General features: G+C 65.7%; 26 protein-coding genes. 18 read left to right on the forward strand and 8 right to left on the reverse strand.

The annotated features are described in order from the left end of the window. Positions 1 to 74 precede the first annotated feature (74 nt). The 3 genes from AC6CHY_RS13875 (at position 75) to AC6CHY_RS13885 (ending at position 2,408) form a co-directional block, all read left to right on the forward strand. Complete coding sequence (locus tag AC6CHY_RS13875) at positions 75 to 683, forward strand: DUF305 domain-containing protein (RefSeq protein WP_217388003.1); 609 nt, start codon at positions 75 to 77, stop codon at positions 681 to 683. A 94-nt stretch (positions 684 to 777) separates the two neighbouring features. Then, a complete protein-coding gene (locus tag AC6CHY_RS13880; RefSeq protein WP_217388002.1) occupies positions 778 to 1,641 on the forward strand; it encodes a F510_1955 family glycosylhydrolase in 864 nt (287 codons plus the stop codon). 38 nt (positions 1,642 to 1,679) lie between these two features. Continuing rightward, complete coding sequence (locus AC6CHY_RS13885; protein ID WP_217388001.1) at positions 1,680 to 2,408, forward strand: GNAT family N-acetyltransferase; 729 nt, start codon at positions 1,680 to 1,682, stop codon at positions 2,406 to 2,408. Between the two features lie 434 nt (positions 2,409 to 2,842). On the opposite strand, the gene AC6CHY_RS13890 is transcribed toward AC6CHY_RS13885, so the two are convergent. The 4 genes from AC6CHY_RS13890 to AC6CHY_RS13905 form a co-directional block, all read right to left on the reverse strand. Beyond that, on the reverse strand, positions 2,843 to 5,857 hold the full coding sequence (locus AC6CHY_RS13890) for a Tn3 family transposase (RefSeq protein WP_217388000.1): 3,015 nt from the start codon (positions 5,855 to 5,857) through the stop codon (positions 2,843 to 2,845). A gap of 283 nt (positions 5,858 to 6,140) precedes the next feature. Then, positions 6,141 to 6,542, reverse strand: coding sequence for a hypothetical protein (locus AC6CHY_RS13895; RefSeq protein ID WP_217387999.1), 402 nt, complete (start codon positions 6,540 to 6,542; stop codon positions 6,141 to 6,143). A 66-nt stretch (positions 6,543 to 6,608) separates the two neighbouring features. Next, complete coding sequence (locus AC6CHY_RS13900; protein WP_217387998.1) at positions 6,609 to 7,292, reverse strand: hypothetical protein; 684 nt, start codon at positions 7,290 to 7,292, stop codon at positions 6,609 to 6,611. A 535-nt stretch (positions 7,293 to 7,827) separates the two neighbouring features. Next, a complete protein-coding gene (locus tag AC6CHY_RS13905; protein ID WP_217387997.1) occupies positions 7,828 to 9,171 on the reverse strand; it encodes a DUF4240 domain-containing protein in 1,344 nt (447 codons plus the stop codon). Between the two features lie 263 nt (positions 9,172 to 9,434). On the opposite strand from AC6CHY_RS13905, the gene AC6CHY_RS13910 reads away from it, so the two are divergent. Then, positions 9,435 to 10,019 carry a hypothetical protein gene (locus AC6CHY_RS13910; protein WP_498227095.1) on the forward strand — a complete coding sequence of 195 codons (585 nt, stop codon included), beginning with the start codon at positions 9,435 to 9,437 and terminating at the stop codon, positions 10,017 to 10,019. Between the two features lie 182 nt (positions 10,020 to 10,201). On the opposite strand, the gene AC6CHY_RS13915 is transcribed toward AC6CHY_RS13910, so the two are convergent. The 3 genes from AC6CHY_RS13915 to AC6CHY_RS13925 form a co-directional block, all read right to left on the reverse strand. Beyond that, entirely contained in the window at positions 10,202 to 10,540 is a 339-nt protein-coding gene (locus tag AC6CHY_RS13915; protein WP_498227096.1) for a hypothetical protein, read from the reverse strand. Between the two features lie 193 nt (positions 10,541 to 10,733). Next, on the reverse strand, positions 10,734 to 11,090 hold the full coding sequence (locus AC6CHY_RS13920) for a hypothetical protein (RefSeq protein WP_498227097.1): 357 nt from the start codon (positions 11,088 to 11,090) through the stop codon (positions 10,734 to 10,736). A gap of 160 nt (positions 11,091 to 11,250) precedes the next feature. Continuing rightward, positions 11,251 to 11,661, reverse strand: coding sequence for a hypothetical protein (locus tag AC6CHY_RS13925; protein ID WP_498227098.1), 411 nt, complete (start codon positions 11,659 to 11,661; stop codon positions 11,251 to 11,253). Between the two features lie 223 nt (positions 11,662 to 11,884). Between AC6CHY_RS13925 and AC6CHY_RS13930 the strand changes: the two genes are divergently transcribed. From AC6CHY_RS13930 to AC6CHY_RS13955, 6 genes are all read left to right on the forward strand, one after another. After that, complete coding sequence (locus AC6CHY_RS13930) at positions 11,885 to 12,406, forward strand: tetratricopeptide repeat protein (protein ID WP_498227099.1); 522 nt, start codon at positions 11,885 to 11,887, stop codon at positions 12,404 to 12,406. A gap of 180 nt (positions 12,407 to 12,586) precedes the next feature. After that, entirely contained in the window at positions 12,587 to 13,273 is a 687-nt protein-coding gene (locus tag AC6CHY_RS13935) for an alpha/beta fold hydrolase (RefSeq protein ID WP_498227100.1), read from the forward strand. A 289-nt stretch (positions 13,274 to 13,562) separates the two neighbouring features. Continuing rightward, a complete protein-coding gene (locus AC6CHY_RS13940; protein WP_217387996.1) occupies positions 13,563 to 14,162 on the forward strand; it encodes a class I SAM-dependent methyltransferase in 600 nt (199 codons plus the stop codon). 393 nt (positions 14,163 to 14,555) lie between these two features. After that, positions 14,556 to 14,918 (forward strand): iron chaperone, encoded by a 363-nt coding sequence (locus AC6CHY_RS13945; protein WP_217387995.1) that lies wholly within the window; start codon positions 14,556 to 14,558, stop codon positions 14,916 to 14,918. Positions 14,919 to 15,063: 145 nt separating this feature from the next. Next, positions 15,064 to 16,209 (forward strand): glycosyltransferase family 4 protein, encoded by a 1,146-nt coding sequence (locus AC6CHY_RS13950; RefSeq protein WP_217387994.1) that lies wholly within the window; start codon positions 15,064 to 15,066, stop codon positions 16,207 to 16,209. Positions 16,210 to 16,577: 368 nt separating this feature from the next. Beyond that, positions 16,578 to 17,375 (forward strand): SGNH/GDSL hydrolase family protein, encoded by a 798-nt coding sequence (locus AC6CHY_RS13955; RefSeq protein WP_498227101.1) that lies wholly within the window; start codon positions 16,578 to 16,580, stop codon positions 17,373 to 17,375. A 179-nt stretch (positions 17,376 to 17,554) separates the two neighbouring features. Here the strand turns inward: AC6CHY_RS13955 and AC6CHY_RS13960 are convergent, their stop codons facing one another. Beyond that, positions 17,555 to 18,073 carry a GNAT family N-acetyltransferase gene (locus AC6CHY_RS13960; RefSeq protein WP_498227102.1) on the reverse strand — a complete coding sequence of 173 codons (519 nt, stop codon included), beginning with the start codon at positions 18,071 to 18,073 and terminating at the stop codon, positions 17,555 to 17,557. A 518-nt stretch (positions 18,074 to 18,591) separates the two neighbouring features. Between AC6CHY_RS13960 and AC6CHY_RS13965 the strand changes: the two genes are divergently transcribed. From AC6CHY_RS13965 to AC6CHY_RS14000, 8 genes are all read left to right on the forward strand, one after another. After that, entirely contained in the window at positions 18,592 to 19,221 is a 630-nt protein-coding gene (locus tag AC6CHY_RS13965) for a biotin transporter BioY (RefSeq protein ID WP_217387991.1), read from the forward strand. Beyond that, positions 19,218 to 20,303: a class I adenylate-forming enzyme family protein gene (locus AC6CHY_RS13970; protein ID WP_217387990.1), complete on the forward strand. Its 1,086-nt coding sequence runs from the start codon at positions 19,218 to 19,220 to the stop codon at positions 20,301 to 20,303. Before AC6CHY_RS13965 ends, AC6CHY_RS13970 begins: the two co-directional genes overlap by 4 nt. Beyond that, on the forward strand, positions 20,293 to 21,417 hold the full coding sequence (locus AC6CHY_RS13975) for a thiolase family protein (RefSeq protein ID WP_254455848.1): 1,125 nt from the start codon (positions 20,293 to 20,295) through the stop codon (positions 21,415 to 21,417). Before AC6CHY_RS13970 ends, AC6CHY_RS13975 begins: the two co-directional genes overlap by 11 nt. Then, positions 21,414 to 22,106: an energy-coupling factor ABC transporter ATP-binding protein gene (locus AC6CHY_RS13980; protein ID WP_217387989.1), complete on the forward strand. Its 693-nt coding sequence runs from the start codon at positions 21,414 to 21,416 to the stop codon at positions 22,104 to 22,106. Before AC6CHY_RS13975 ends, AC6CHY_RS13980 begins: the two co-directional genes overlap by 4 nt. Next, complete coding sequence (locus AC6CHY_RS13985; protein ID WP_217387988.1) at positions 22,100 to 22,711, forward strand: energy-coupling factor transporter transmembrane component T family protein; 612 nt, start codon at positions 22,100 to 22,102, stop codon at positions 22,709 to 22,711. Before AC6CHY_RS13980 ends, AC6CHY_RS13985 begins: the two co-directional genes overlap by 7 nt. Next, complete coding sequence (locus AC6CHY_RS13990) at positions 22,708 to 23,034, forward strand: CHY zinc finger protein (protein ID WP_217387987.1); 327 nt, start codon at positions 22,708 to 22,710, stop codon at positions 23,032 to 23,034. The genes AC6CHY_RS13985 and AC6CHY_RS13990 overlap by 4 nt, the downstream gene beginning before the upstream one ends. Positions 23,035 to 23,133: 99 nt before the next feature. Then, entirely contained in the window at positions 23,134 to 23,691 is a 558-nt protein-coding gene (locus tag AC6CHY_RS13995) for a dihydrofolate reductase family protein (protein ID WP_217387986.1), read from the forward strand. A 179-nt stretch (positions 23,692 to 23,870) separates the two neighbouring features. Continuing rightward, a partial coding sequence (locus tag AC6CHY_RS14000) for a hypothetical protein (protein WP_217387985.1) occupies positions 23,871 to 26,221 on the forward strand: 2,351 nt, incomplete at its 3' end.

The following is a 26,221-nucleotide window of genomic DNA, read 5'->3' on the forward strand; positions in this document are numbered from 1 at the left end:
CGGGCCAGTTTTCGCGCGCCCGCACCCCTGCGGGCCGATCGACAGCATCCAAATGACTTGTGAAGGAAAACTCCATGAAACGCCTGACCCTTATTTCGGTGACCGCTCTTGCAGCCGCCCTGGCACTGACCGGCTGCGCCACCGACACCGGAACGGACACCACCACCACGCCCGGCATGGACCACGGCACCATGACCGCCTCCCCGTCCGCCCAAACCCCCGCGGCCGCCGACCACAACGGCGCCGATGCGACGTTCGCCCAGATGATGATCCCGCACCACGAGCAAGCCGTGGAGATGAGCGAGGTGGTGCTCGCCAAGGACGGCATCGACCCGGAGATCACCGACCTGGCCCAGGAGATCAAGGCCGCCCAGGGACCGGAAATCAAGACCATGAACGGATGGCTCAGCGCGTGGGGTGAATCGGCCACCATGTCCGGTGACCACGGGATGGAGGGCATGATGAGCCAGGACGACATGTCCACGCTGGAAGCCGCCCAGGGAACCGAGGCCGCCAAGCTCTTTTTGACCCAGATGATCAAGCACCACGAGGGTGCCGTCACCATGGCCGAGGAAGAGGCCGCCAACGGGTCCAACCCGGACGCCGTAGCCCAGGCCGAAAAGATGGCCCGGGACCAGAGCGGGGAAATCGAGAAGATGAAGGAACTGCTGGCAGGCCTCTAAACCGCCTTGCCAACTGGTTGCGGGGCGCACGATGCGCCCCGCAACACCCTCGTCATGGCTTCCCCCCCATTTTTCTGTTCTGGAGAACTCCCTCATGATCAACCCTTCCCTTCCCGCTGCCCGCACCAGGGGCCGCATGGCCGCCGCCACCGCCCTCCTGCTCTTGCTGACCTCCTGCACACCGGCGTCCTCCCCAGGCCCGCAACCAGAAGTTGCACCGGTCCAGCCCTTCGCCCACATCCATGGCATGTCCGTGGATTCCGAAACCGGGGAGGTGATGCTGGCCACCCACGACGGGCTCTTTGGCCTTGGCTCCGGAACACCGGAAAAGATTGGCCCCACCATCGACCTGATGGGCTTCGCGGCAGCAGGCAACGACCACTACTACGCCTCCGGACACCCGGCGCCGGAGACCGGCCTGCCTGAACCGGCAGGGCTGCTCCGGTCCCAGGACGGCGGGGAAACCTGGCAAGAAGTTTCCCAGGGTGGTATCTCCGACTTCCACGCCTTGGCGGTCACCCGCAGCGGGATCATTGGTTTCGACGGAACCCTGAAGACCACCGCAGACCTGGAAACCTGGACGACCCGCGATGCCGGATTCGCCCCCTACCACTTGTCCGGGACTCCGACCGGTGACGTCGTCCTGGCCACCACGGAGGCAGGCGTGCACCGTTCCACCGACGGCGGCAAAACCTGGACCTCTCCTTCGGACCGGCCGGTCCTGCTGCTCACGGCCTTTGCCACTGCTTCAACGGTCGTTGGCATCGAACCGAACGGGGCCGTGCACCTGAGCTCGGATGCGGGCAGGACCTGGCGGGCGACCGGGGCGGTCATCGCACAGCCCTCGGCCCTCGTCGCCGCCGGCCCGGACGAGAGCCCTCACATCTGGGTTGCCACTCCCACCGGCGTTGAACGCTCCACCGATGGCGGAACAACCTTCAGCGCGGACGGCAAATGATCCCCCTCGGTTTCCGCCCCCACTCCCGAGAAAACACCATGCCAAAAACCCTGCATTCGGGCGTCACGATACGCCCCGTCGCACCCGCGGACCTCCCCTTGACGGCCGACTGGCAATGCAGGTTCCTGCGCGACGGGCTCTTTCCCCGGTTGGGGCACAGGTTCGTGAGTCACTGGCACGCGACCTTCCTCGAGGCCCCCTGGGGGGTCGCGTTCATTGCCGAGGCCCAGGGCCCGGGAGGGCCGGTGCCGCTGGGTTTCCTGCTTGGCTCCAGCGACCAATTGCGGCACGTCGATGACGTTCTGCAATGGCACCGCACCCGACTGGGCCTCCACGGAGTTCTCGCTCTGGCTCGACGGCCACGGTTGTGCCTCGGGTTCCTGCGCACCCGTGGAAGATCCTACCTTCGCCGACTGTTCAAACGCCCTGCCACTGCGGCGGCCGACGCCGGCACGATGCCGGCACTCTTGCCCCGCATTGCCGTCATCACCGCTCTCGTGGTGGACCCTGCATCCCGGCACCACGGCATAGGTGGACAACTGGTCAACCATTTTCTCGCCCGGGCTGCGGAGGCGGGGGCGCCCCTGGCCGAGCTGGTGACCAAGACCGGTCCGGGCGGTGCCGGGAGATTCTACGAACGGCTCGGCTGGACTCCCGTGCACGAGCACACCACCAAGGACGGAGAGACCGCCAAGACCTACCGCTTCCGATTGACTCCAGGGACACCCGGATTCGACCATCCCCTCGTGCAGGAATTTCCGGAGTAGGCACCCCCAAGGGCACAAATGACTCTATGACCGAGGCTTCCCTCGATGCCCAAGGATGAGGCAGATGCGCGGGGACTTGGACATGCCGAGTCCCACCAACGATCCACGGGTTTTCCCTTGCAGACCCGGGCAGGGCGGTTGCCGGGATCTCCGACACTCGGACCCGCAGCAGAGGTCACGAAATCGGGCTGGAACGAATCTCAGGATTCGAGTTGCAGCGAAGGCATCGAACCATGAAATCAAATATCAGGAAGGTCAGCGAGGGAAGGCAACTTTGGCGCGGGACTTGCAAGCCCTACGGTGTGACCTGCATGGGGACGACCTGCTAGCTGTTTTCCCGCAAGGTCTTCCCACGCGCCGGACTGGTGCCATGGGCTTTTGTCCGGTAAAGGTTGCCCCGCGGGCCGGTAGCGGTCAACAAAGTACTGCTTCGTTCAGGCCTCCCGATCCTCCTCGGGGTTCCGGAAGGGTCGAAGCTGCGTGCCGGTGGAGTCCGTGGCGAACGAGTAGCGGCCCAGCATGTTGATGTGTTCCGAGACCAGCGGCGAAAGCCGCCTCACATCCTCATCGGCAACACCGGTTCCCCGGTGGCGGAGCTCGGTGAGCGCGGCGTCCAAGTAGCGGGTGTTCCACAGGATGACGGCGTTCAGGACCAGGCCGAGTGCGCCAAGTTGGTCTTCCTGGCCCTCCCGGTAGGACTGGCGTATCTGTCCCCTCCTGCCATGGAAGATGAGCCTGGCCAGCGCATGCCGGGATTCCTGCACAGTCAACTGGGTGTGGATTTGCCGACGATAACCCTCGTCGGCATCGATGAAGTCCAGCAGATGCTCGGTCTTGGCGATCCTGCCGTACTCCGCCAACGCCTTTCCGAGCAGGGTCGGTGTCCCACCGCCCTGGGTGACCCGCAGGACTTCCGAGGCGCGCACCGTCCCGGCGGTCAAGGACCCGGCAAGGCGAAGCATGTCCGGCCAGTTCGCCGTAATGAGCTCCATGTTGATTCGGTTGCGGCCGGCCACCGCGTTCAGCTTCCCATAGTCCGCCGTGGCGTCGACGCGCCAGAACCGCTGGTCCGGCAACCCTGCCAGGCGGGGTGAGAACCGGTATCCGAGCAGGGTGAAGAGCCCGAAAACCTGGTCCGAGTAGGAGGCCGTATCGGTGGCGACCATCTCGGGGCGTTGGCCGCCATCAAGATCGAGCAGCCCATCCAAAATATGCAGGGAATCGCGGACCGTCCCCGGGACCACGACGGCACCCAGCCCGGAGACCTGGTCGTTGAGATAGTTCAGCCAGGTCAGGCCGCGGCCCTGGCCGAAGTAGCGCGGATTCGCCCCGGCATTGACGGTGGACACCGGCACCACGAAGCGCATCCCGTCAACGGACGCCAACAAGCCTGTGCCCCAGCGTTGCGCGAGTCCCAGACCGGACTGCGCCTGGATCAGCCGGGCGTTGGCCGCGCGAAGCGTATCGGCGCGCACATAGTTCTGATCTACGTGCGTCAGGCGGCCGCGGGACAGTGCGGGGTGGCCGTCCTTGACCACCGGTGTCAGCCCGACGTTGCACGCCTCGGCAACCAGGATGGCGGCGACCGAGACATCGAGCTGGCCCATCCTTGCGGAGGCCTCCGAGACGTGGCTGAATTCCGAGAGGAACCCCGTCCAGGAATGCACTTCCAGCAGCACATCGGGCAGGTCCACCCGCGGCAGCATCCCAGCAACCAGCCCCCGCAACTGTGCCAGGGACTCCGGTATCGTCTTGGCCTCCAAAGGTGAGAGGTGGACTTTGCCGGAATCATCAATGCGTATCGCGGGATTGTCGGCCAGTTGCTCGGCCGCCGCAAGATAACGGGCATCAAGGCGGTGGCGAACATCGGCCAGGTGGTCCGCTGGCTCTTCCGGCAGCTGGAGCGCCCTCAAGGTCTCGTCCTTGGTTGCTTGCCATGCCGGGTCGGTCAGCAACCGCGCCCGGGGATCTCCCCAGCGACGCCCACCCACCACGAAAATGTCCCTACGCCGCAGCGCCTTATGGACGGCCTCCATCACCGCCACCGTATAGGCCTTGCGATTGATGTCTTCCGAAGCCGTGACGAGGCGTTGCCACGCCGGCGAGAGCACGGACAGGTCAACCTCGCCCGGGTCCTTCCTGCGGCCATCCAGAATCTCCGGCAGCGCTGCCAGCGCCGCCAACGTTGGCGCCCCGCCCGCGGTGGACCCGAAGGGTGCCGCGGCTGCCAACGCCGGCAGGAACGACCGCACGGTGGTGAACCGGCGCATCATCTCCGCCGCGGTGTCGCCCTCGGTGCCTTCGGGGTTCACCAATTCGTTCACCACGTCCACCGCGGCGCGTAGCTCGGGCAGGGAAACCTGCTCGGCCAGCGCCGAGGCGGCCTCTGCGCTGGAATATTCCGTACTGCCCAGGACCTCGACCAGTGTTTTCGCGGCCTTTGCCAGCTGCAGTGACGCCCTCGACAGGCGCGGCAGGGATTTCAACCGGGCGGCGGTGGATTCCCTGGCCGCCTTGCGCAGAACGCGTTCTGTGACAATGGCGTCCATGGCATCGCACAAATCATCGGCGACCTCGGCCGTCAAGGCGCGCACGGCGCAGAGCAGGGTTGCGCCGCGGCGCGGGCCGGATAGTCCTCGAAGCGATGAGGCCTTGCCCGCCAACCCGTATCGGGCCAGGGCGTTCATCCGGCCCTCGGGGATCGTCTCCAGATCGATGGTCCCGGCACCCAGGGCCCGCAGGCGTGCCAGTCGGTCCAGCTGCCGCAGCAATTCCGGCACCGATACCCTCGAGGGTCCGGTCCGCAGCAGCTCCCACGCGGTCAGCCTGGAGCCCTGCCCGACGTGCAGCAGGCCTTCAAGTTCCAGGATCAAGGCGGGTCCGGCCGCGTCGACCAGCATGGAATGGAGGCGGTCATTTGATCCGGCACGAACCTCCGAGACCAGGCGTGTCAACGTGGAGACGCCGGGGAGGAGGACCTTGTGCTCGCGTAGCCAGAGCGCCGCCCGTTCAAAAAGGCGCACCGGTCCCTCCGTCGAGGTCCACGTCCGGGCCGAAAGGAACAGCCTCAGCTCCTCGTGCCTGGCCGGATCGGCGAATTCCACATACCCGTACACGGCGGAAATTTCCGCGGCGTGCTCGTAACCGGTCTGTCCCCGTTGCGCGTACAACTTGAGAACCGAGGCATCGGCGATGCCCAGCTGCCCGGCGAGGGATTCCACCACCGGCCACGGGACGGCCAGCGGATCCGTCAGAAACCGTCCCACCGCCCGCACCGTGATCAGTTGGACGGCAAATCCCAGACGATTGTGCATTCCCCGGCGGCGACCAACCACTGACAGGTCGGCATCGTCCAACCAACAGAAGCGTTCCAAGTCCTCCGCCGATACCTCGTCGGGGAATCTGCCGAACCCCGCGGCCTGCTCATCACTTAGAAAATCGACCGCCATGCCCCCATTCAACAGGCAGCGGACTCCTTAGCGTGAATTTCCGTACCGATCTTCCCCAGACCCCGTCTTCTTCATGTCGTTCCTAGCTTTGATGGGTTTACTGCTGAGCCTATGCGGACGTTCCGCCGGGCGCCACTTGGGGCTGGCCCATGTGAGATCAAGCATGACTGCGGCTGCCGGACCCCGTGACCCATTTCGAATGAGAAGACCTCAAGATCTAGAATTCCGTCCCACAGAAGGTTCCTGTTACGGGATTGTATCGGCGCTGCCACAGGCACAATGGTTAGTCCGGCCGCGGGTAGGTGGAGATGCTGCCGGGGTTCGTGATGCCGAGCCCGGCGCCGTTGACCGCCTCGACGGACAGCAAGTCGTCGTCCATGTGGCGGACGCTGCGCACGATGTTGTTGGAGACCATGTTGAGGTCGACCACGCCGTTTTCGTTGAAATCGACGTAGACCACCAGTTTGCCTTCCTCCGGGGATTCCCAGGACTTGACCAAGTCAAAGGGATCGCCCATCTGGTCCAGGTTTTGCGAGTTGTTCGCACTGAGCCACTGGTTGATCTTCTGGTCGGCCCATGCCTGACGCTTGGCCGTGTCGGGATCGGGCGTCGGCTCCGCAGTGGTGCAGCCTGCAAGCCCCAGTGCCCCGATAAGCAACGAGGCGGCAAGGGTCATCTTCTTCATGGGGTTCCTGTCCTGGTGGGGTTACGTGCACGGGAAGCAAAACGATGTCGGTCCTGGGAGTGTTCTTCACTCCGGTGCGGGCGGCACGCGGATGGTGTACTCGTCGCAGCTCAAGACAAGGTCCGGTCCCTGGGAGGCCAGGGTGCAGTGCTGCGTCGGGAACTCGCGTTCGCCCGAGTCGCCGCTGAGGCTCGCCCCGTAGATGAACGGGGAAATCTGGCGGTATATTCTGTAGCCGGGATGTCGCACGCCCTGCTGGGCGACGATGACGCTTTGTCCGTCCTCGGCTGTGACCTTGGATGAATTGAACGAGAACGCGACGAGGAACAGCATCAAGAAATAGAGCGCCCACAACGCCGCAGCGGCCAAGATCGCCACATAGACCATCGATCCCATAACCACCCTCACCCATCCGACGGGGATCAGCCCCACGAGCGGGGGAACCAAGGGAAACAAGCCGATGGCCGCGCTCGGCCCGCCGACAGTGAGCGCGATGAACATCAGTTGCGTTTGTTCCAGCCCGGCATGGAATATCTGCCCCGGCGGGAGACTCGAACCATATGCCCCCAAGACGGCAAAGCACGCAGCCGATGCGGCCGAGATAAGAGCAAATGCAACGCCCCACTGGAAGGTCCGTTGGGTCAGCAATTTGGGGAGTGCAGCCCGAGCAGTTTGGGCAGGCATCGGATACCACCTGATCTTCCAGTAAAGATTCCAAGGATTCCAAGCGCCCATGTGAATGGCAAGCATTGTGCAAGTCAAGGAAACGTTGAATCCCTCCAATGCTCTCACGACGGTTTTGTTGGCTTGGATTGCCAACCTGGCGTGGCGGTCCCCGTAGTTTCCCAAGGGCGGGCACCACCGAGCCCGAGCCGTCCTGACCGCGATCGGCTCAGGGCCAGCGGGGATGCATTCGGGCTCGCGGTCCGTCCGGCTGATGCCCGACGGGGAGAACCGGGCCAAAGCACTCTTGTCAGCCGCCCGCCGTCCGGCTGTAATGCTGGCCTAGATCTCTGCCGCCTGAGTGACGTCCCGCTGAGGGTTCCGCTTGCGGACCGGCCACACGTTGAACTTCATACGTTCGCCTACCCAGTCTGGCCACCGGTCATCGACCCCCTTACGGAACGGTCCGAAATGCCAAACCGGACAAGCCCCTTGCGGGACGACGCCACTGATTCGGCAGCAAAGACCTGTGTCATCTGGCTCGGCTTTCGGGACGCCGGAGCCGCCATCCCAAGAAGGAGATCGGTCTGCCTGCTGGACCAACAGGCACGAGTCGCTACGTTCAAAGCGCCTGGACCTGGGGGAAGCGAGCTTCCAGCCTGTCTGGATAGTCGTCCCACGGCACCCCGGCCGGGGCCTGTCCGGCCATCGATGCCGATGGCTGGTCGGGATACTGTTCCTCGATCGAGGTGCCGGTCATTTCCATGAAGATCTCATCGGGGACGTACCGGACCTCTTCGGCGTCCATCACCTCGGTGGGGTCCTTGAGTTGTCCGTTGGCCAGCATGGTGGGGTCCTTGCGGCAGGAGAGGTAGAAGTCCCGGCCCTGTGCCACGATCCAGGTGCGCAGGTCCGTGAACTCATCGTCGCTGCACCCGCCTAGCAGCAGGTACGCCACGCCCCACAGCTCCCATGAGTACAGGGCTTGGGTCTTGAGGGCGTACAGCTGGTCGAAGGCCACGACTTCCTGTTGGTCGGACTGACGCAGTCCTTCGCGTAGGGCCTCGGCGAACTCTTCGGCACCTCCGTCGCAGGATTCATGCGCCTGGTCGATGATCTGCCAGAACCTTGGCTCGGTGATCGATGTGCGGGGCATGGGCTCAACGTCGAATTCGAGTGCCCCGAACCATGGTTCCTCCTCGTCGAGGTCTGGATGGTAATTGTAGCCCTCGAAGGGATCCTCGATGTTTCCCTGGGGGTACAGGTCATCTGCCAGGCACCCGGTGATGCGGAAGCGCTCGAACCAGTTGTCCGGGCGATCGGGCCAGATGTCGTAGAACCACTGGACGTTCGCGTGGTTGATGCCATGGACGACGACGCGCGTGGCCTGGATGTCCCAGAAGGTCTCGGGGTCAAGGACCTTGGTGTCCTGGAGGAACAGGACTTCCAGGTGGCCTTGCCGGGACAGCTGCGCCAAGTTGCGCACCGCCGCGACGTCCGAGAATGAGAGATGTCCAATGGAGGTGAACGGTCCGGCGCTGGCGAAATCGGCTACGGCGCAGGTGTCGATGGTGACGCGCTCGGCCTCGAACCTGGGCATGAACCAGGCATCGTCCGCGGACAGCGATGGCCTTTCCAGGTGTGCCCCTCCTTCATACCTTTCGTGGGTGAGCTTCCGGTCCAATTGGGACAATGCCTGCTGGGTGGCGTGTGAAATCCAGATGTCCCCGACCTGCTGCTGTTGAAGCACCGGTGCCCAACATCCATGCCATCGAATGCCCACCGATGTGACGGTTGACCAGTCGTACCCTGCGGGCAAGCTGGTGACTTTGGCATGCGGCGCACTGACGGCCCACAGGGGACCCAACTCGGCCAGATGGCTCAGATCCAGAGGCCCGGATTCGTCAAAATCCCAAAACCCTTTGTCCTCGTCGTCCAGGTAGATGGCTAGCTTGGATGCTTTCATTTGTCCTCGTCTTCTCGCCGTGCCGGGCCGTGCCTGGTTCCAATGTAGGCCGTGCGGACCCACAATTGGCCATGATCACCGCACCGGGAACGAGGAGCCGGGATAGAAGCAGGAAAGTGTCCGATGAAGGTTCCGCTTTCGGGATCATTTCAATCGTGAAAAACTACCAGCCCCACACGCGCAGGGCCTCATGCGGAAGCGCACCCACAGGTGCGATATCGTCTCTCAACGGTGGTGGAGCAGCTCTCCGGTAGGGTCAAAACATGACGCTCAGCCCCTGCACAGAAGCATCCGCCGCGGAATGGATCACGGCCAGTGATCTGCCGTGGCAACAGTTGGTCAGTTTCGGCCCGGCTGACTTCCAGGCGTATGGCAGACTGCGGTTCATACCCGACCCCACATCCGCTGGCGAGAGCGAAAATGATGCTGCGACCCCAGATGGCCGGCTCTCGGAAACAGAGCAACTCCAATTGGTCCTGACCGTATTGAAAATCCATAGTCGCACCCCGCAGGAACTTTACTTCTGCTTCTGGGAGGGGGTGTGGGACGCTGCTTTTGCAGGATCGAAAGTGGACGTGCCGAATCGCTCATGTCTTCTGTTCCAGGGCCATGCGTCGGAACTCGGCGAATGGAGCACCTCCACGGACGAAACGTCCGGCGGTCAACCAGAGTCCCCCGACCCTGCGTTCGTCTGGCCAGCCGATCGCGCTTGGTGTGTTGCCAACGATATCGACCCTCATTGGGCCGGGATCGGAGCGAGCACCGAGGCCCTACGCCAGCTCATGGCAGACCCGCGCCTGGACATCGTATTGACTGACCCGGCCCTGGATCAGCCTTACTACCGGTAGCAATCCGGTTTGATGCACCACTTGGACGCCCGTCATCGGCACCGTTTTACGCATCCACCAGAGTTCAATCTCTAGTACGAGGGATTCTCACTGTTGACACCGTCCCGTAGAGCGTTCGCCTTCCGCTTTGGGGCACGGTGTTTCGAAGTCCGGGCCGGCAATCCGAACCAAGCAGGCGCGAGTCAGGGCTGCGGTATCAGGAAGTGCGTGGCGACTGTCAGGATCAGGATTATCGGCACGGCGATGACGGCGCATCGGGATATGTTGCCCAGCCACGGGTTTGCTCTGGGCCGAAGCAACAGCCCGACGATGAGGGTCGCGAGCAGCACGGAGAGGATTCCTGCGCCAATCAGCGATGCACGAACAGGCAACAACTGCGGAGGGCACGCCGCCGGAAGACTGGCCGCACAAGCCCAACCTGGCAGGAGCGGCTGCGCCATCCAAAGTGCGAGCAAGCCCAGAAGGACAACACAGGTTGCGACTACGGGTGAGCGCGTGGCGCCGGGTGTCTCGATGGGCATGTCCCAAGACTATCGATCAGGCACGCCCGTTGCGCGAGGACCGCGACGTCGCCGTCAAGGAGCAATACGTTCAGGGGCGCACTCGTTGTGTCTCGTGCACTTTCGCATTGCGCATGCCTAGGGAACTGTCCCGCAGAAGGTTCCTCTATTGGGACCGCTGCTTACCACCCACAGTCAGCAGCAATCTTCACCCTTAGCAAAGATCCATCGCATTCATGAACGATGAACGACAACCTTGCTCCACATCCAGGATGGCGATGCCAAGCGTAAGAGCGAGGAGGAAGATAAATGAGACCAGCATGTACCAGCTCTTAGGAATCCCGGACGGAGCGTAGCTGTACTCCGAATCGAAGTCCGCGCCGCCGTACACGAAGTCACGCCACAGCCACGTGGAGAGCATGAAATGCAGCAACGCAGCCGCGAAGCCGACGGGCAAGGCATAGGATCGCAGGCCCACCGATAAAATGCTGGAAGCAAGCATCACAACGCTGATTCCGGTGGTGAGAAGAATTGTTTTCCAGCTAAAAAACGCACGAACAAATCTATACAAGAACGATCCTTACCCTCGTATGGCTGGATTATCCCAACTCTCCAACCTTAATAGGGAACGAAGCAAACTGCCCCGTGCCCCGGTCCAGAGAACTCCATCCCGGCAAGGCCAGTTATGTCCGGTCAAGGTTCGTCCTACGGAATATGGCAACCTCCATTCCCTAGCGCACTGTCCAACTATTCCGGCCGAGACGCCACTCTTGACCATCCACCTCGATGCTCACAATGGGGAAAGTACCCCGACGGAACAATCGCCGTCGTTGTTCAATACGTGCCTCGCCCCGGAGATAGGCGCGCATAACGAGGCAAACCCGTCGAAGCGCGGCTTCCTTCTCATGCTCCACGTCGTCCTCGTCAAGCACACCGGTCTGCACGTTCAGTTCCGGGATGAAACCATCCATCCACGTGTAAGAGGCCCGAATGATTGCCGTGCGGTCGTGCTCGGGTTCACTGATCACACGAACAGCTTGTCGAAAAGGGTCGTCGCCGGAAGTCGCATCTTCCACGGTGAAGGTCTGGTCAAACACCTCAGCGACGGCCCGCTGGAGCATAGCTTTGATGTCGATGGTCACCGTGTCAGTCTTTCACGTCCGGTCAGGCACAACTGTCGCAAATGGTCGACCGAGGGCTCGCCCGGCAAGGCGTTTCCCCGCTTAAAACCGACGAACTCCTGTCCGTATAAGGTTCCGCTTGCGGGCCAGCCAGACGTTGAGCTTCATGGGTCCGTCCATCCCAGAATCTGGTCTCCGGTCGTCAACCGGCTTGTCCGACGTTGCCTATGGAAGACTGAGCGGCATGACTTTAGACGAGGAGCTTGACCGGATCTTCGCCGCCAGAGACCGGGACAATATGCAGCCAACCATCAACGCGTTGCTTCCCATCCATGCCTCCCATCCCGAGAATGCACGAGTGCTCTACGAAGTAGGCGGGGCATACGACACGGCCGGCCAGGAAGAAGCGGCTCGGGGATTCTACGAGCGTGCTCTCGCTGCTGGGTTGGAGGGCGATATGCTCCGCCGTTGCTATGTTCAGTACGGCTCAACGTTGAGGAACGTGGGCGAATTTGAGAAGTCCCGCGAGGTCTTCGCGACGGCTCGAAACCTATTTCCAGAGTCTCCGGCCCTGGGCGCTTTTGAAGCAATTACACTCCACGCCGCAGGCCAACCCGATGCGGCCGTTGCAGCGCTGCTTGACCTGCTGGTGGAGTTCGTTCGCACTCCGGACATTGACAGGTACAAACCAGCGATCAGCGGGAACGCGGCATATATCCGCTCGATGGACAGGCATGACCCAGACTTCTCGCCCCCGTCCCACTGAACTTTCCCTCTATGGGCTTGTCGTGCGCCGTTCAGAGGATCTCGGAAACGACAGTTGCGGCCGTTCCATTAGGTGTTCTGCTGGTTCTCAGCAGTCAGCATTTCCGGGCGCCAGGCACTTCCGCGCGACGACGTGAGCTGGGTGTAGCGTTGGCTGCGCTAGGTTTTTTCGAGTAAGTCTTTGATCTGGGGTGGCATTTTGGCGGTATTCGTACTGATTCATGGTGGCGGTTCCACTGCATGGGACTGGCATCTTGTCAGACCACTGCTTGAGGCATCGGGGCATGACGTCATCGCTGTCGATTTACCCATCGAAGACGAGAATGCAGGGCTTGAGGACTACGTTCATGTAGTAGCTGCAGCGGTGGGCGATGCCCGGCACACGATCGTGGTCGGCCACTCGCTGGGAGGCTTCACCGCGCCCTTGGTCTGCGACGAGCTCAAAGCGGACGGACTCGTGTATCTCGCAGGAATGATCCCGCTACCGGGCGAGACATTCACTGACTGGTGGTCCAACACGGGTCATGATCGCGAGACGATAGAACCGGACACCCTGGCGTCGTTTTTCAACGGCGTCCCTGAGGAATTGATACACCAGGCACTCAACAAGGGCCGCGACCAGCAAGGTGAATGGATGGCCCGGCCCTGGCCTGGTCAGCGGCATCCAGCCGTCCCCACCGGGGCAATATTGTGCCGCGACGACCAGTTCTTTCCCACGTCATTCATGAAACGCCAGGTACGCCAGCGGCTAGGAATCGAGCCTGTGGAAATTCCAGGGGGCCACTACGCCACCTTGAGCAATCCAGACGCCGTGGCTACGGCGCTGAACGACTTCGCCCAAAAGATCGCTGATACGCGAGTCGACTAGATCGGGTTCAGGAGCGCAGCTCTGCACTCTTCGATCCGCAGGATGTCCGGTGAAGTGTCAATTGGCCTACCGTGCAGGAAGCCGTTGGCAGACCGTCCCAGTCGAGGTTCCTCTTTTGGAATGGAGCATGTTCCGAGTTTCGGGCTACGGAACGCAATGAATCTGCCATCCGGTCAGCGAACCACTTACGGGACTGTGCCTCTGCTACCTATACGGGCCCCGCCTTTCGGGACGACGCTTGAGCATGTCGCGCCAACGGTCGCGCTAGCGAGTCTCTAGGCTTATTTACATGACTGACTCCCAAGTTCAGCAGGCTTACGCCGCTCGAGCGTCCGAGTACACGGCCATCCTTGGGGCAATCGATGACATGCCTGAGCCGGATCGGAACCGCATTGAGCATTGGGCTCAGCAGATTAGCGGCCGTATCATCGACGCCGGATGCGGACCAGGACATTGGACTGACTTTCTGCATAAACGGGGTGCAGACATCTCAGGCATTGATCTCGTACCCGAATTCGTTGAAAGTGCCCGTCTTCGCTTCCCCGAGGTGCCATTCCAGGTATCCTCGCTGCGCGCCCTCGACGAAGCCGATGGAAGCCTGAACGGAGTGCTCGCCTGGTATTCACTCATTCACCTGCCCCCAGCGGACTTGCCGCCCGTTCTCTCCGAGTTCGCGCGCGTTCTTTCGCCTCAAGGGCACCTGCTCGTAGGCTTTTTCGATGGCGGGCCCGCAGAACCGCTCGACCATGCTGTTACCCCGGCGTACTACTGGTCGGTAGATCAGATGAGTAGCCTGCTGCATGACGCCGGGTTCGAAGTGACACATACCGAAGCACGCCAGGATCCAGGCGACCGGCCCCACGCGGCAATCTCCGCGATTGCCCGGTAAGCATGCGGTTTGCGGGACGCGGACACCGCGCATCGCACCGGCCGATCAAACGCCATTCGTGGCCCACACCGCCATTCACGGCCCCTCGAGCGCCCGGTGGCGGGGATAACGGGCCTCGAGCCCACCGGGGTAGCGCCTCCGAGTTCGTGATTGACGCATTCAGATTTGTCTGGTGCGGAATCCCTCCGGTAGCGACTTTCGGGGTGTAAGAGACTTTGGATTTCTGTGCCGGGCCGAGCCGGAGAGGATCGAAACGCAGACCAAGAACGACGCTACCCGCCCCTCCGATCGGCGAGCCGGTTTGTCGGCCATTTTTCTACCTACCCGACGGCACAGTTCTGATGAACCGGTGGCCGAGCGAAGCGGGACGGTGGCCGGCGATACACTCGTGCCATGGGTGAAAAAGCGAAGAGCGTCGAAGAGTATCTCAATGCGCTCGACCACGCGTATCGGGCAGAACTCGACCGGATCCGCGCGCTCGTAACACAGCTCGTGCCGGACACCGAAGAGACCATAAGTTATGGGATGCCGACTCTCAAATACAGGAACCGGGCACTCGTGTACTTCACCGCATCCAAGAAGCACATGAGTTTCTACCCCTCGTCATGGGCGATCGAGGAGCTGAAGGACCAGCTCAAGGACTACAAGACCACCGAACACTCGATCCAGTTCACGCTGGACAAGACCCTGCCCGGTCGCCTGGTCGCAGATCTTGTTCGCGTACATATGCGAGAAATCGACGCCAACAGGCAATAGGGCGCTGGCGTCCTGCGCCAACCGACCGCGTGGTAAGCCCAAGAAGTGAGTCAGTGAAGCTCTGCACGCAGCCGTTAACCCACTCTTCACCGCCGTGTTCCTGAAGTTGCGCCCTGCGGCAACCTTCGGCGGCCATGGTTGAGGCGTGAAGGTTGCCATAGTTGCTGAATCGTTCTTTCCCGAGATGAACGGAGTCACCCATTCGCTGCTGAAAGTCTTGCAGCATCTGGATGCGCGCGGGGACCAGGTCTTGGTCATCGCCCCGTCGACGCTGGAGAATGCGCCTCCTACGATGGAAGGTGCAACCGTCAGGCGGCTGCCCGCCGTCCCCCTGGCCGGTTACCGGAACATCCGGGTTGCCATCGGTGGGGTGGTTCGGGTGAAGACGCTGCTGGCTGAGTTCAATCCCGACGTTGTCCACTTGGCATCGCCCTTTGTCCTGGGCTGGCGAGCCGTCCGGGCCGCGGCGGCCTTGGGCATTCCCACGGTAGCTGTCTACCAAACAGACGTTCCCGGATATGCAGCTCGCTACGGCATGCCATTCCTGGAAAATTGGGCATGGCAGAGGGTGAAACGGATTCACGTGGCAGCGACGAAAACACTCGTTCCCTCGAGCGACTCACTGCAGAAACTGCAGGGCCACGGCATTCCGAGGTTGGAGTTGTGGCGCCGTGGTGTGGATACCGACCGCTTCCACCCTGACAAGCGCAGCCCCGGCTTCCGTGACACGGTCGCGCCCCAGGGACAAAAAATCATTGGCTACGTAGGGCGCCTGGCCCTCGAAAAGCAGGTGGAGGACCTGGCTGTCCTGGCCGGGATCCCCAACACCCGGCTGGTCATCGTCGGCGACGGACCGCAGCGGGAAACGCTCGAATCCCTTCTTCCGGACGCATACTTCACCGGATTCCTTGGCGGTGAGGAGCTGGCCGCCGCCATGGCCTCCTTTGACCTGTTTGTGCATCCGGGCGAACTCGAAACCTTTTGCCAGACAATCCAGGAGGCCATGGCATCGGGCGTCCCCGTCGTGGCCACCGGGCGCGGCGGCCCCGTGGATCTCGTGGATTCCTCCCGCACGGGCTGGCTTTACGCACCGGGAAATCTGGCCCAGTTGCGTGATTACGCGATGGACCTCATCGGCGACGACGCCAAACGTGCGGCCTTCGCGGCCTCGGCCTTCCAGCAAGTACAAGGCCGCAGCTGGCAGGTTGTGTGTGAGCAGCTGATGAATCTCTACACCCAGGCCATTGAAGAGCACCCGCGGATTCCGGCGGGCGCGCGAGGAAGCCGATGACAATTTCGGTTACCGGCGCGCGCAATCCTGGCCCAGCGCTTGTGCTCAGGCTGGCACAAATGCGCCATGAGGTGGGTGGTTTCGACACGGAGGCAGCTCCGAGGGCCTGCCTGGCCAATTGCCCGGTCCCGTCCTACTCCCCCGGGCCTGATATTGCCGGGCCGCTTCGAGGTTGGCACAACGGCGGGCAACCCCTTTTTGCGACCAATCTGGCGGAGCCGGCCGTAGCCCAGTCGAGGGTCCCGTTCATAGGGACGCCACAATCGGAAGTTGCTCACGAGCCGAACTCTTCGGTTCCGGTGCGCGCGGACGAGCCCCTCCTGCCGCCCCATGCCTCGCAATCGAGACGGGAAGCCATTTAGTTTCTCATGATTGATCGTGGACCGGGCCGCTATGTTGCTGTGGGAGATTCCTTCACGGAGGGAGTCGGAGATGGCAGCAAACGGCGGCCCAATGGCGTCCGGGGCTGGGCCGACAGGCTAGCCGAGGTTCTCGCCTGCGACAGTCCGGGTTGGGAGTATGCGAATCTCGCCATCCGCAGCAAGAGGCTTCGGCACATCATCGCGGAGCAGCTGGAGCCAGCCATCGCGATGGAGCCAACGCTCATCACGCTGTATGCCGGCGGCAACGACGTCATGGACCTTGGGACGAAGATCGCCGACATCTTGGCCGAGTACGAATTCTTGGTCAGTCGGCTGGCGCAGACGGGCGCAACGCTGGTGCTCTTTACCGGTTACGACGTGGAGGTCTCGCCCATTTTGGGGCCCTTGCGCCGCAAGAACCATGCCTACAACGACGGCGTCCGGCTCATCGCCGCGAAGTACGGCGCCGTATTGGTTGATTACGCCTCGTTCACGGCCTATGCGAATTCCCGCATGTGGGGGCCCGACCGGCTGCACATGTCCAAGGCCGGGCACAAATACATGGCAGCGAGGGTCCTGGATGTCCTCGAGGTGCCGCACGGCATCACGCATCGGGACAAACGCAAGGCACCGCGCGGCGTGCGGCAACGGGCACGGGAACACCGGGTGTGGGTCACCGAGTGGGTACTGCCCATGTTCGGACGCAAGCTTCGGGGCACCACTCTGGGCGATACCCTGAGCCCCCGTTGGCCCCATCCTGTGCGGGTGCCGCCGAAGAAGGGCCTGAAGAAACTGACCCGATAAAGCGGTGCCGGGACGGCGAACCCTTGCCGCCGGTGCCCAACCTGCACTCCGATCCTGTGGTGCCGGGTTCCCATGACAGGATCGTGCCCGCCGCGACGTAGCGAGGGTTCGGAAAGGTTTCGCGCGGCGACGCTCAGCCCCGGAGGGGGGTGGCGAACCTCTCCCGGATTGTGAAATCGCTACGCCGAGCGTAGCAACCCCATAATGACGATATCCTCGTACTTTCCGCGAACCCAGGCGTGCTGGCGCTGACGACCCTCGATCACGAATCCCGCCTTCTCATAGGCACGGATCGCGCCAAGGTTGGACTCGATCACTTGCAGGTGGACTCGGCGCAGGTTGCAGCGCACGAAGGCAAACTCAACGATTTGTGAGATGGCGGCGCTCCCGATGCCTTTTCCGCGAGCTTCTGGAACCAACGCGATTCCGACTTCTGCGTGGCGGGCGAGCTCGTCGAACTCGAAAAGCGAAACACTGCCGACGGCGGCGCCGTCCACATCGATCACGAAACGCACGTCCTTGCCTGCGTCGTCGGCTTCGCCCTGCTTCAGCCGGCTCCTGAAGGCTTCCCTAGTCAGCGGCGCAGGCGATGCCGCGCTCCGTTCCTCCCAAGTGGCCAGATCGTCGGCAATTCGGAATAAGACGTCAATGTCGTCCTCAGAACGGGAACGAAGCCTGACGGCGGGCGGGCTGGACATGCTCAGGATCCTATCAATCAACGCCGGCGGCGCGACAGCAATGGGCCTTCAACGCCTTCACCGGGACCATCTGCCGTCCGTCGGGTAGTGATGGTTGTCGGCCATGTTCTTTGGAGTTGTCCTGAAACAATGACCTTCCTGATGCCCGCCGGAAGGGCAACGGGCCGAGCCGCTCGTGTCGGAGCCACCATGAATGACAAGTAATCGACAGTGAGCGCTTGACCCCGATTCCTTTGCCCTGGCCTCGGACGGGTGGGGGCCACTCCCCCACAGCCAACGGACACCGGCCTGACGCGGACAACAGTCCCTGACTTCTGGCGACGCCGGGCCCACTGCATTTGCTGCGGCCCCGCGCGGGAGTATCCGACCGCCAGAGGCCGCCAACGGTGGGCACGGCCGGTGGAATGGCGGTTTCACGAAATGTGACTTCGAGTGCTTTGGCTTTGGCGACGGCATCACTATAGTGAACACTGTTCAATTGAACGCCGTTCAAACATGCTGCGCGTAAGGAATCTCCCATGACCAATCCTTCTCCCCTCTCGATACGAGGCGGCACCCGGCAGCTTGACGCCACCGGCCTTGCGCGGGTCGCAGTCTTCGCCGCGGTGGTCGCCGTGCTGGGGCTGCCGGGCGGCTTCAGCGTCGCCGGCGGCGTCCCGATCACCGTCCAGACGCTCGGCGTGATGCTCGCCGGCGCCATTCTCGGACCGCGGCTCGGCGCCCTGTCGATGGCCGTGCTGATGGCGCTGGTCGCGATCGGCCTGCCCCTGCTGGCAGGCGGCCGCGGCGGCATCGGCGTGTTCTTCGGCCCATCGGCCGGCTACCTGCTGGGCTGGATCGTTGGTGCCTTCGTCATCGGCCTGGTCGTGCATGCGGGAGGACGCAAGCCCGTGGGCTGGCGCACGCTTGCCGGCATGCTCACCGGCGGCATCCTGGTGATCTATGCGATCGGGATTCCCGTGCAGAGCATGGTGACACGCCTGCCGCTGGGCGAGACGGTGATGATGAGCCTCGCCTTCATCCCGGGCGACCTGATCAAGGCAGTGACCGCCACCGTCATCGTCATGACGCTGGTCCGGGCCTACCCGCGTGCCTTTGCCCGCGTGTGGGCCTCGACGCCGGCCCCGGCCCCGGAGCGGGTCCGGTGATCATCCCGGTGGACGGCGCGGAAGCCGGCCTGCTCGGGCGGCTCGCACGGATCCGCGAGGCAGGGGATGTCCCCCTCGTCGGTGATCCCCGGTGGCCCTCGGCGCACCGCGACGCCGTCAACGCGGCCGCCGCGGCCGCGGCGGTTCCCGAGGGAACGGCCTGGGCAACACTCACCTCCGGCAGCAGCGGCGCCCCGCGGATCGTGCTGCGCAGCGCGGCGTCGTGGGAGGATTCGTTCGCCGCGGTCGGCGCGTTCCTGGGCGCCGGAAGCGGGGACGCCGTGGCGCTCCCGGCCCCGCCCGCTTCCTCCCTCACCCTGTTCTCCCTCGCCCACGCGCTGTCCGGCGGCCCGCGCCCGGTGCCGGGCAACGCCCCGGATGCCGATGCCCTGCACTGCACCCCGCAGGCGCTGCGGGCCGTGCTCGATGCCGGGGCGCCGCCGCGGTTGCGCGCGGCACTGGTCGGCGGGTCCCACCTGGACCCGGAACTGCGCCGCCGCGCCGAGGCAGCCGGCATCCGCGTGACCGCCTACTACGGAGCGGCCGAGCTGTCCTTCGTCGCCTGCGACGAGGGCGACGGGCTGCGCCCCTTCCCCGGGGTCGAGGTGGAAATCCGCCAGGGCGAAGTCTGGGTCCGCTCCCCCTTCACCGCGTCCGGCTACGCCGGCTCCCCCGGTCCGCTGCGCCGCGAGGGGGCGTGGGCGACGGTCGGCGACCGCGCCGAACTCATCGACGGGCGCCTGCGCCTGCTGGGCAGGGCCGACGATGCGATCCTGAGCGCCTCGGCGACAATCGTTCCCGAAGAGGTCGAGGCGGCGCTGCGCTCGATCCCGGGGGTGCGCGATGCGCTCGTCTTCGGGCTGCCGCGCGGACCCGTCGGCGCCCTGGTCTCGGCGCTGCTGGAACTGGAGGCCGGGGCGCCGGTGGATGTGCGGGCCCTGGCCGCTGACCGCCTGGCGCCTGCACACCGGCCGCGGCGCTGGTTCACCGGGCTGATCCCGCGGACCGCCTCGGGCAAGCCCGCACGCGCCGAGGCCCCGGGCCTGGTCATGGCCGGGGAGGTGCAGCCCCTTGCTGCCTGAACACGATCCGGTCATCATCGCCGCCCGGCGCAGCCCCGTCGGCACGCGGGGCCGCGCCCTGGCACGTTTGCGCGTCGAGGAGCTGGCGGCACCGGTGATCCGGGCGGCGCTGGCCGACGCCGCGGCGGTGACGGGTTCGGCCCCCGAGGTGGCCGACGTGATCCTGGGCAATTGCATGGGACCGGGCGGGAACTCCGGGCGCATCGCCGCGCTGGCGGCGGGGCTGGGGCACGCTGTGCCCGGGGCAACGGTTGACCGGCAGTGCGGCAGCGGGCTCGCCGCGGTGATGGACGCCGCGGCCGCGATCCGCGCCGGGGACCGGCGCTTGCGCGTGGCCGGCGGCGTGGAGAGCGCGTCGACTGCACCGGTGCGCTCGGTGGACGGCGTGGCCTACGGCCGCGCGCCCTTTGCCCCGGAAGGCTTCAGCGACCCGGAGATGACCCGGGCCGCCCAGGACCTCGCGGCACACGACGGCATGTCGCGCGCCCGCCAGGACGCCCACGCCGCACGCAGCCACGCCCACGCCCGCGCGGCACGGGACGCCGGCCGCTTCGATGCCGAACTGGTGCCGCTGGCCGGGCTGCGGCACGACGACGCCATCGGCACCGCGGAGCGCCTGCTCCCCCGGCTGCCGGCACTCTTCCCCGGCGGCACACTCACCGCCGGCACCGCCACGCGCATCGGGGACGGCGCCGCGGCCCTGGTGCTCGCACCGGCCGGGTCCGGCCCGGGGCTCGCGATCCGGGCCTCCGCCATAACCGGATGCGATCCGGCACTGCCGGGCATCGGCGCCGCCGGGGCCATCCGGGCCGCCCTGGACTCGGCGGGCCGGGGGCTGGCGGAGATCGCGGCGCTGGAAATCGTGGAGGCGTTCGCCGCGCAGAGCCTGGCCGTGCTGGACCGGATCGGGCTCGCGGAGGACGACCCGCGGCTGTGTGCCGACGGCGGCGCGCTGGCCCTGGGACACCCGTGGGGGGCCAGCGGGGCGATCGCCGTGGTGCGCCTCTTCAGCCGCCTGGTGCGCGCCGGGGCACCGGCCGGGACCCTCGGCGTCGCCGCGGCGTCGATAGGCGGCGGCATGGGCATCGCCGCTGTGCTGGAGGTCATCCGGTGAGCGCGCCCGGAATCCACCTCAAGGGCGTCGGGGTGCGCCTGGGCGCCACCGACGTGCTGCACGATGTTTCCCTGGCCCTTGGCGCGCGCACCGTGGCCGTGATCGGGGAGAACGGCTCGGGCAAGTCAACCTTCGCGCGGCTGCTCGGCGGCCTGGTCCCGCGGACCTCGGGCGAGCTGGGCGTGCTGGGGATCGACCCGGCGCGCCGGGCCGCCGAGCTGCGCCGCCGCATCGCCATCGTGTTCAGCAACCCGGACGCACAGATCATCATGCCCACGGTCGCCGAGGACGTCGCCTTCTCGCTGCGCGCCGACCGGCTCCGTCCGGCCGAGCTCGAGGAACGGGTGGCCGCGGCGCTGGAACGCTTCGGCCTCGCGGCCTTGGCCCCGAGGCCTTCCCACGACCTCTCCGGCGGGCAAAAGCAGCTGCTGGCGCTGTGCGGCGCGTTCGTGCGCCGCCCGGAGCTGGTGATCGCCGACGAGCCGACGGCCTACCTGGATGCGCGCAACGCCCGGCGGGTCGCCGACCACCTGTTCGAGGACGCCGGCCACCGCCTGGTGCTCGTCACCCACGACCTCGCCCTGGCCGCACGGTGCGAGCAGGCGGTGCTGTTCGCCGGCGGTTCCGCGGTGGCCGTCGGGGAACCGGACGAGGTCATCGCCCGGTACGAGGCGGTGCTGGCATGCTGACGCTCTACCGGCCCGGGTCCGGCTGGCTGCACCGGCTGCCCGCGGGCCCGAAGCTGCTGCTGGTGCTCTTCACCGTGCTCGCCGTCTCGCTGCTGCCATCGCACTGGTGGACGGCGGCGGCCGCGGCGGCCGCCGCCGCCCTGGGCTACGCGCTGGCCGGGCTCGGCCCGGGAATGGCAGGGATCCGGGAACTGGGCCGCCAGGTGCACGCGCTGCGCTGGGTCATCGGCATCACCCTGGCCAGCCAGCTGGTCTTCATGGGACCGGAGCCCGCGGTCGCCAACGCCGCCCGCGTCACCGCGGCGATAGCGCTCGCCTCGCTGCTGGCGCTCACCACGCGGGTGACAGAACTGCTTGACGCGATCGAGCGCGGACTGCGCCCCCTGCAGCGGCTGGGCCTGGACCCGCAGCGGATCGCGCTGTTGCTCACGGTGGCCATCGGCACCATCCCGGTGCTCGGCCGCCGGGCCAACGAGGTGCGCGAGGCGCAGCGGGCCCGCGGGGCGCGGAACAACCCGCGCACCTTCGTGGTCCCGTTCCTGATCGTGGCGCTCAAGCACGCCGACGAGCTCGGGGATGCACTGACCGCGCGGGGCGTGCGGTGAACCCCGGCCGGCCCAAGGTCCTGGGTCCCGTCGTCGACGGCCAGACGCGCTGCGTCCACTACCGGACCCCGCTGGACGTGATTGCGATCAGGTTCGTGTGCTGCGGCGAGTTCTACCCGTGCCACCTCTGCCACGCCGAGGCCGCGGGCCACGACGCGGCGCAGTGGCCCGCGGGCTCCGGCGACGAGCCGGCGGTGCTCTGCGGGGTCTGCGGCCGCGTCCTGGGAATCGCCGAGTACCTCGGCGTCGACTCGTGCCCGGGTTGCGCCGCGGCGTTCAATCCGGGATGCAAGCTGCACTCCGGGCTGTACTTCCGGGGGTGATGCGCTTGCGGGCCCGGCGGGGTTCCCTTCCCCGCGCCGGTCTGCGAACCTTGGTGCAACGGCAACCAGGCGACGGCAACGAGTCAAGGGAGCGCCCCCATGCGGCGGATCATCAACTCCACCTACGTCACGCTCGACGGCGTCATCACCAACCCGCAGCGCTGGCCGGTCCTGGAGGACCCCGGCGAGGAGCGGGCGGCGATCCAGCAGGAGCTCATTGAGCAGTGCGATGCCGTGCTGCTGGGCCGGGACACCTATCTTGCCTTTGCCGGGGTGTGGCAGGGCCGGGAGGGCGATCCCTACACCGACCGCATCAACTCGATGCGGAAATACGTGGTGTCCACGACCCTGCGCCAAGCCACCTGGAACAACAGCGTCCTCATCGGCGCCGACGCGGCGGCGGCCATCGCGCGCCTCAAGGACGAACCGGGGCGGGACATCGTGACCTACGGCTTCGGACGGCTCGCCGGCACGTTGCTGGAGCACGGGCTGCTCGATGAGATCCGGCTGTGGATCCACCCCTTCTTCCTGGGCAATGCGCCCGACGCCGGCCTCCTGGTCCACCACACGGCCGCCGCCCGGCTGCAGCTGGCAGGTTCGCTGCCCCTGGAAAACGGCACCGTGATACATACGTATGTTCTCGAGCACGGCCCGTAGCCCCCTGCGGCGCAGACGGCCCCGCGGGAATGTTGCCGCCGGGTGATCGCCGGGCCGAAGGGCGGAATCCCGCACATGCGCCTGTGAGATGCGCCATGTCCCGGCGTGCGCAACGGGCAAGCGTCCACGTGCGGCTGTTAGTCTCAAGGCCGTCAGAGCCATTTTGGGACCACCGGAAGATGACAGTGCACCACGACGCCCCGCAGGATCCGCATCCGCTGACCCGACGCGGGCTGCTCGCCCTCGCTGCCCTTGCCGCCGGCGGGGTGGCGCTCTCGCCCCCGGCATCCCCCGTCCGGGCCCCGGCAGGTCCCCCGCCGCCGGCACCGGGCCCCACCGCCGGGCCGACGCCCGCACCAACCCCCACCGCCAAGCCCGGGCCACCGCCGTGGCACCCGCGCGACCCGAGGCTGACCGCCCCGCTGAAGCGCGCCGCGAACACCCGCGGCGCCATCTCCCGCTTCGAGGGGGCATTCCCGGCACTGAACGTCAAGGCCGCGGTGCCGCTGCCCGGACTCACCTCCGCCCCCGCCCCCTGGCTCGCGGTCTCCATCGTCGGGCCGGTCAACCAGCTGCAGATCGTCAATCCGGAGGCCGGGGCGCCGGTGCATGTGGTCAGCATCGCCGGAAGCCACAACGGCGGCATCGAGTCCATGGCCTGGCACCGGGAAAGCAAGACGCTCTACCTCTGCACCGGCGGCGACCTGCTTAGCTGGAGCCCGGCCAGCCCCAAGCAGGCGCGCCGGATCGGCGCCGTCCCCGGCGCCACCACGCTGTACGAGCTGCAGCTGGATTCCTCCGGCAACCTCTGGGGCGGCACCTACCCGCTGGGAGCCACCTTCACCTACGCCGCCGCCACGAAGAAGATCCGCGTGCACAAACGGCTCGCCGCCGACAGCGACTACGTCAGGCGCCTGGCCATCGGCCCGGACGACACCGTCTGGGCCGGCACCGGATCGCGCAACCCGCGGATCTTCAGCTTCCCCGCCGACAACCCCGGGCGGCGCACCGAGATCCAGCTGCCGGACCCGATGCCCAACGGCTTCATCTCCTCCATCGACGTGATCGGGGACCGCGTCGCGGTCAGCGCCAGCGACATCCCCGCCCAGCTGCTGCTGGATCCCGCCACCGGCAAGTGGGCCGGGAAGGTCGAGCGCGTCTGGGCCGGACGCCGCACCTCCGGGGCAACCGGCGGCGCCCGCGCCTTCACCGTCTCAAAGGGCATCCTCTACGCCACCGACACCGCCACCTGGCGCGACGCGAAGCTGGGCGCCGTGGGCACCGATGCGCCCCTGGCGCTGGCATCCAACGGCAAACAGGTGCTCGTGGCCAGCCAGATCCCCACCGGCCTGCGCATCGAGTTCTTCACCCTGGCCACCGGCAAGGTCGAGAAGGTCCGCACCGTCTCACTGGCCGACGGCGAGTTCACCATCCAGTCGCTGCTGGGCCACTCCGACGGCAACGTCTACGTCGGCGGCTACATGGGCGACGGCCTGGCCGCGGTCAACCCCGACACCGGCGGCCGCTGGAACTCCCCCGACGACGAGCACCTGGTCAACCAGATCGAGGGCATGATCGAGTTCGACGCCACGCGCAGCTACATCGGCTCCTACGGATCGGCCGACATCATCAGCGTCGACAGCCGCAAGAAGGACGGGCCCGAGGGCTACGTGCGCCTGGAGCGGCTGAGCCGCAAGTACCACCAGTCCCGGCCCTTCGGCTGGGCAGCGAACTCGCGCAACGTGTTCTTCGGCACCGTCCCGGACTACGGGCGGGCCGGCGGCGTGCTGGGCATGATCGATCCGCGCACCAACAAGGTCGCCTGGGTGCTCGACGGCGGCGGCGCCGGTTTCGTCAAGGCCCACTCCGTCATCGGGCTGGCGGCCGACGACCGCTACGTCTACGGGACCTCCTCGGTGCGCAACGGCTACGGCATCCCGGACACCAAGGGACCTGCCAAGGTCTTCAAGCTGGAGATCGCCACGAGGAAGAAGGTCTGGGAAACCACCCCGGTGCGTTCCTCCGGCGCCCTCTACGCCCCCAAACTCATCGCCGGGTGGCTGGTGGTCGCCGACGTCGAGGGCATCAACATCATCGATCCGGCCAACGGCAAGCTCGTCCGGCGCCACCGCCTCACCGCCGCCCGCAACGCCGCCCACCGCCCCGGATGGGCCAATGCCGACATCGCCCAGGTGGGCGACGGCTCCAAGGTCGTGCACAGCGCGACGGGAACCACCACGGTCATCGACTTCCGCGCCGGCACCCAGGCCGTCATCGGCAGCCCGAAGGGCAGGCAGCGATTCGGCCCCCGGCTCGCCGCCACGCCCTCGGGGCGGGTCTTTGGCTACACCGACAAGACGGTGCTGGTGGAATTGGACCTGCTCCCCCGCCCTGCCGCGCCCAAGACCAAGACCCCGGTCCCCACGCCCGCGCCCACGCCCACGAAGGCAAGGCCACCCAAACCTGCACCGGCGCCCGCACCGACGCCATCCAAGTCCGCAGCTCCCACTCCGGCCAAGACCGGCGGTGC

Source organism: Paeniglutamicibacter sp. GQ140 (assembly GCF_059759235.1).

What these genes read in the sequence shown, in the direction of transcription:
- AC6CHY_RS13995 (WP_217387986.1), top strand. Translation starts at nt 23,134, where the DNA reads ATGCGGCGGATCATCAACTCCACCTACGTCACGCTCGACGGCGTCATC.
- AC6CHY_RS13900 (WP_217387998.1), bottom strand. Translation starts at nt 7,292, where the DNA reads ATGCTTGCCATTCACATGGGCGCTTGGAATCCTTGGAATCTTTACTGG.
- AC6CHY_RS13940 (WP_217387996.1), top strand. Translation starts at nt 13,563, where the DNA reads ATGACTGACTCCCAAGTTCAGCAGGCTTACGCCGCTCGAGCGTCCGAG.
- AC6CHY_RS13875 (WP_217388003.1), top strand. Translation starts at nt 75, where the DNA reads ATGAAACGCCTGACCCTTATTTCGGTGACCGCTCTTGCAGCCGCCCTG.
- AC6CHY_RS13945 (WP_217387995.1), top strand. Translation starts at nt 14,556, where the DNA reads ATGGGTGAAAAAGCGAAGAGCGTCGAAGAGTATCTCAATGCGCTCGAC.
- AC6CHY_RS13965 (WP_217387991.1), top strand. Translation starts at nt 18,592, where the DNA reads ATGACCAATCCTTCTCCCCTCTCGATACGAGGCGGCACCCGGCAGCTT.
- AC6CHY_RS13890 (WP_217388000.1), bottom strand. Translation starts at nt 5,857, where the DNA reads ATGGCGGTCGATTTTCTAAGTGATGAGCAGGCCGCGGGGTTCGGCAGA.
- AC6CHY_RS13880 (WP_217388002.1), top strand. Translation starts at nt 778, where the DNA reads ATGATCAACCCTTCCCTTCCCGCTGCCCGCACCAGGGGCCGCATGGCC.
- AC6CHY_RS13895 (WP_217387999.1), bottom strand. Translation starts at nt 6,542, where the DNA reads ATGAAGAAGATGACCCTTGCCGCCTCGTTGCTTATCGGGGCACTGGGG.
- AC6CHY_RS13930 (WP_498227099.1), top strand. Translation starts at nt 11,885, where the DNA reads ATGACTTTAGACGAGGAGCTTGACCGGATCTTCGCCGCCAGAGACCGG.
- AC6CHY_RS13985 (WP_217387988.1), top strand. Translation starts at nt 22,100, where the DNA reads ATGCTGACGCTCTACCGGCCCGGGTCCGGCTGGCTGCACCGGCTGCCC.
- AC6CHY_RS13915 (WP_498227096.1), bottom strand. Translation starts at nt 10,540, where the DNA reads ATGCCCATCGAGACACCCGGCGCCACGCGCTCACCCGTAGTCGCAACC.
- AC6CHY_RS13905 (WP_217387997.1), bottom strand. Translation starts at nt 9,171, where the DNA reads ATGAAAGCATCCAAGCTAGCCATCTACCTGGACGACGAGGACAAAGGG.
- AC6CHY_RS13955 (WP_498227101.1), top strand. Translation starts at nt 16,578, where the DNA reads ATGATTGATCGTGGACCGGGCCGCTATGTTGCTGTGGGAGATTCCTTC.
- AC6CHY_RS13885 (WP_217388001.1), top strand. Translation starts at nt 1,680, where the DNA reads ATGCCAAAAACCCTGCATTCGGGCGTCACGATACGCCCCGTCGCACCC.
- AC6CHY_RS13960 (WP_498227102.1), bottom strand. Translation starts at nt 18,073, where the DNA reads ATGTCCAGCCCGCCCGCCGTCAGGCTTCGTTCCCGTTCTGAGGACGAC.
- AC6CHY_RS13910 (WP_498227095.1), top strand. Translation starts at nt 9,435, where the DNA reads ATGACGCTCAGCCCCTGCACAGAAGCATCCGCCGCGGAATGGATCACG.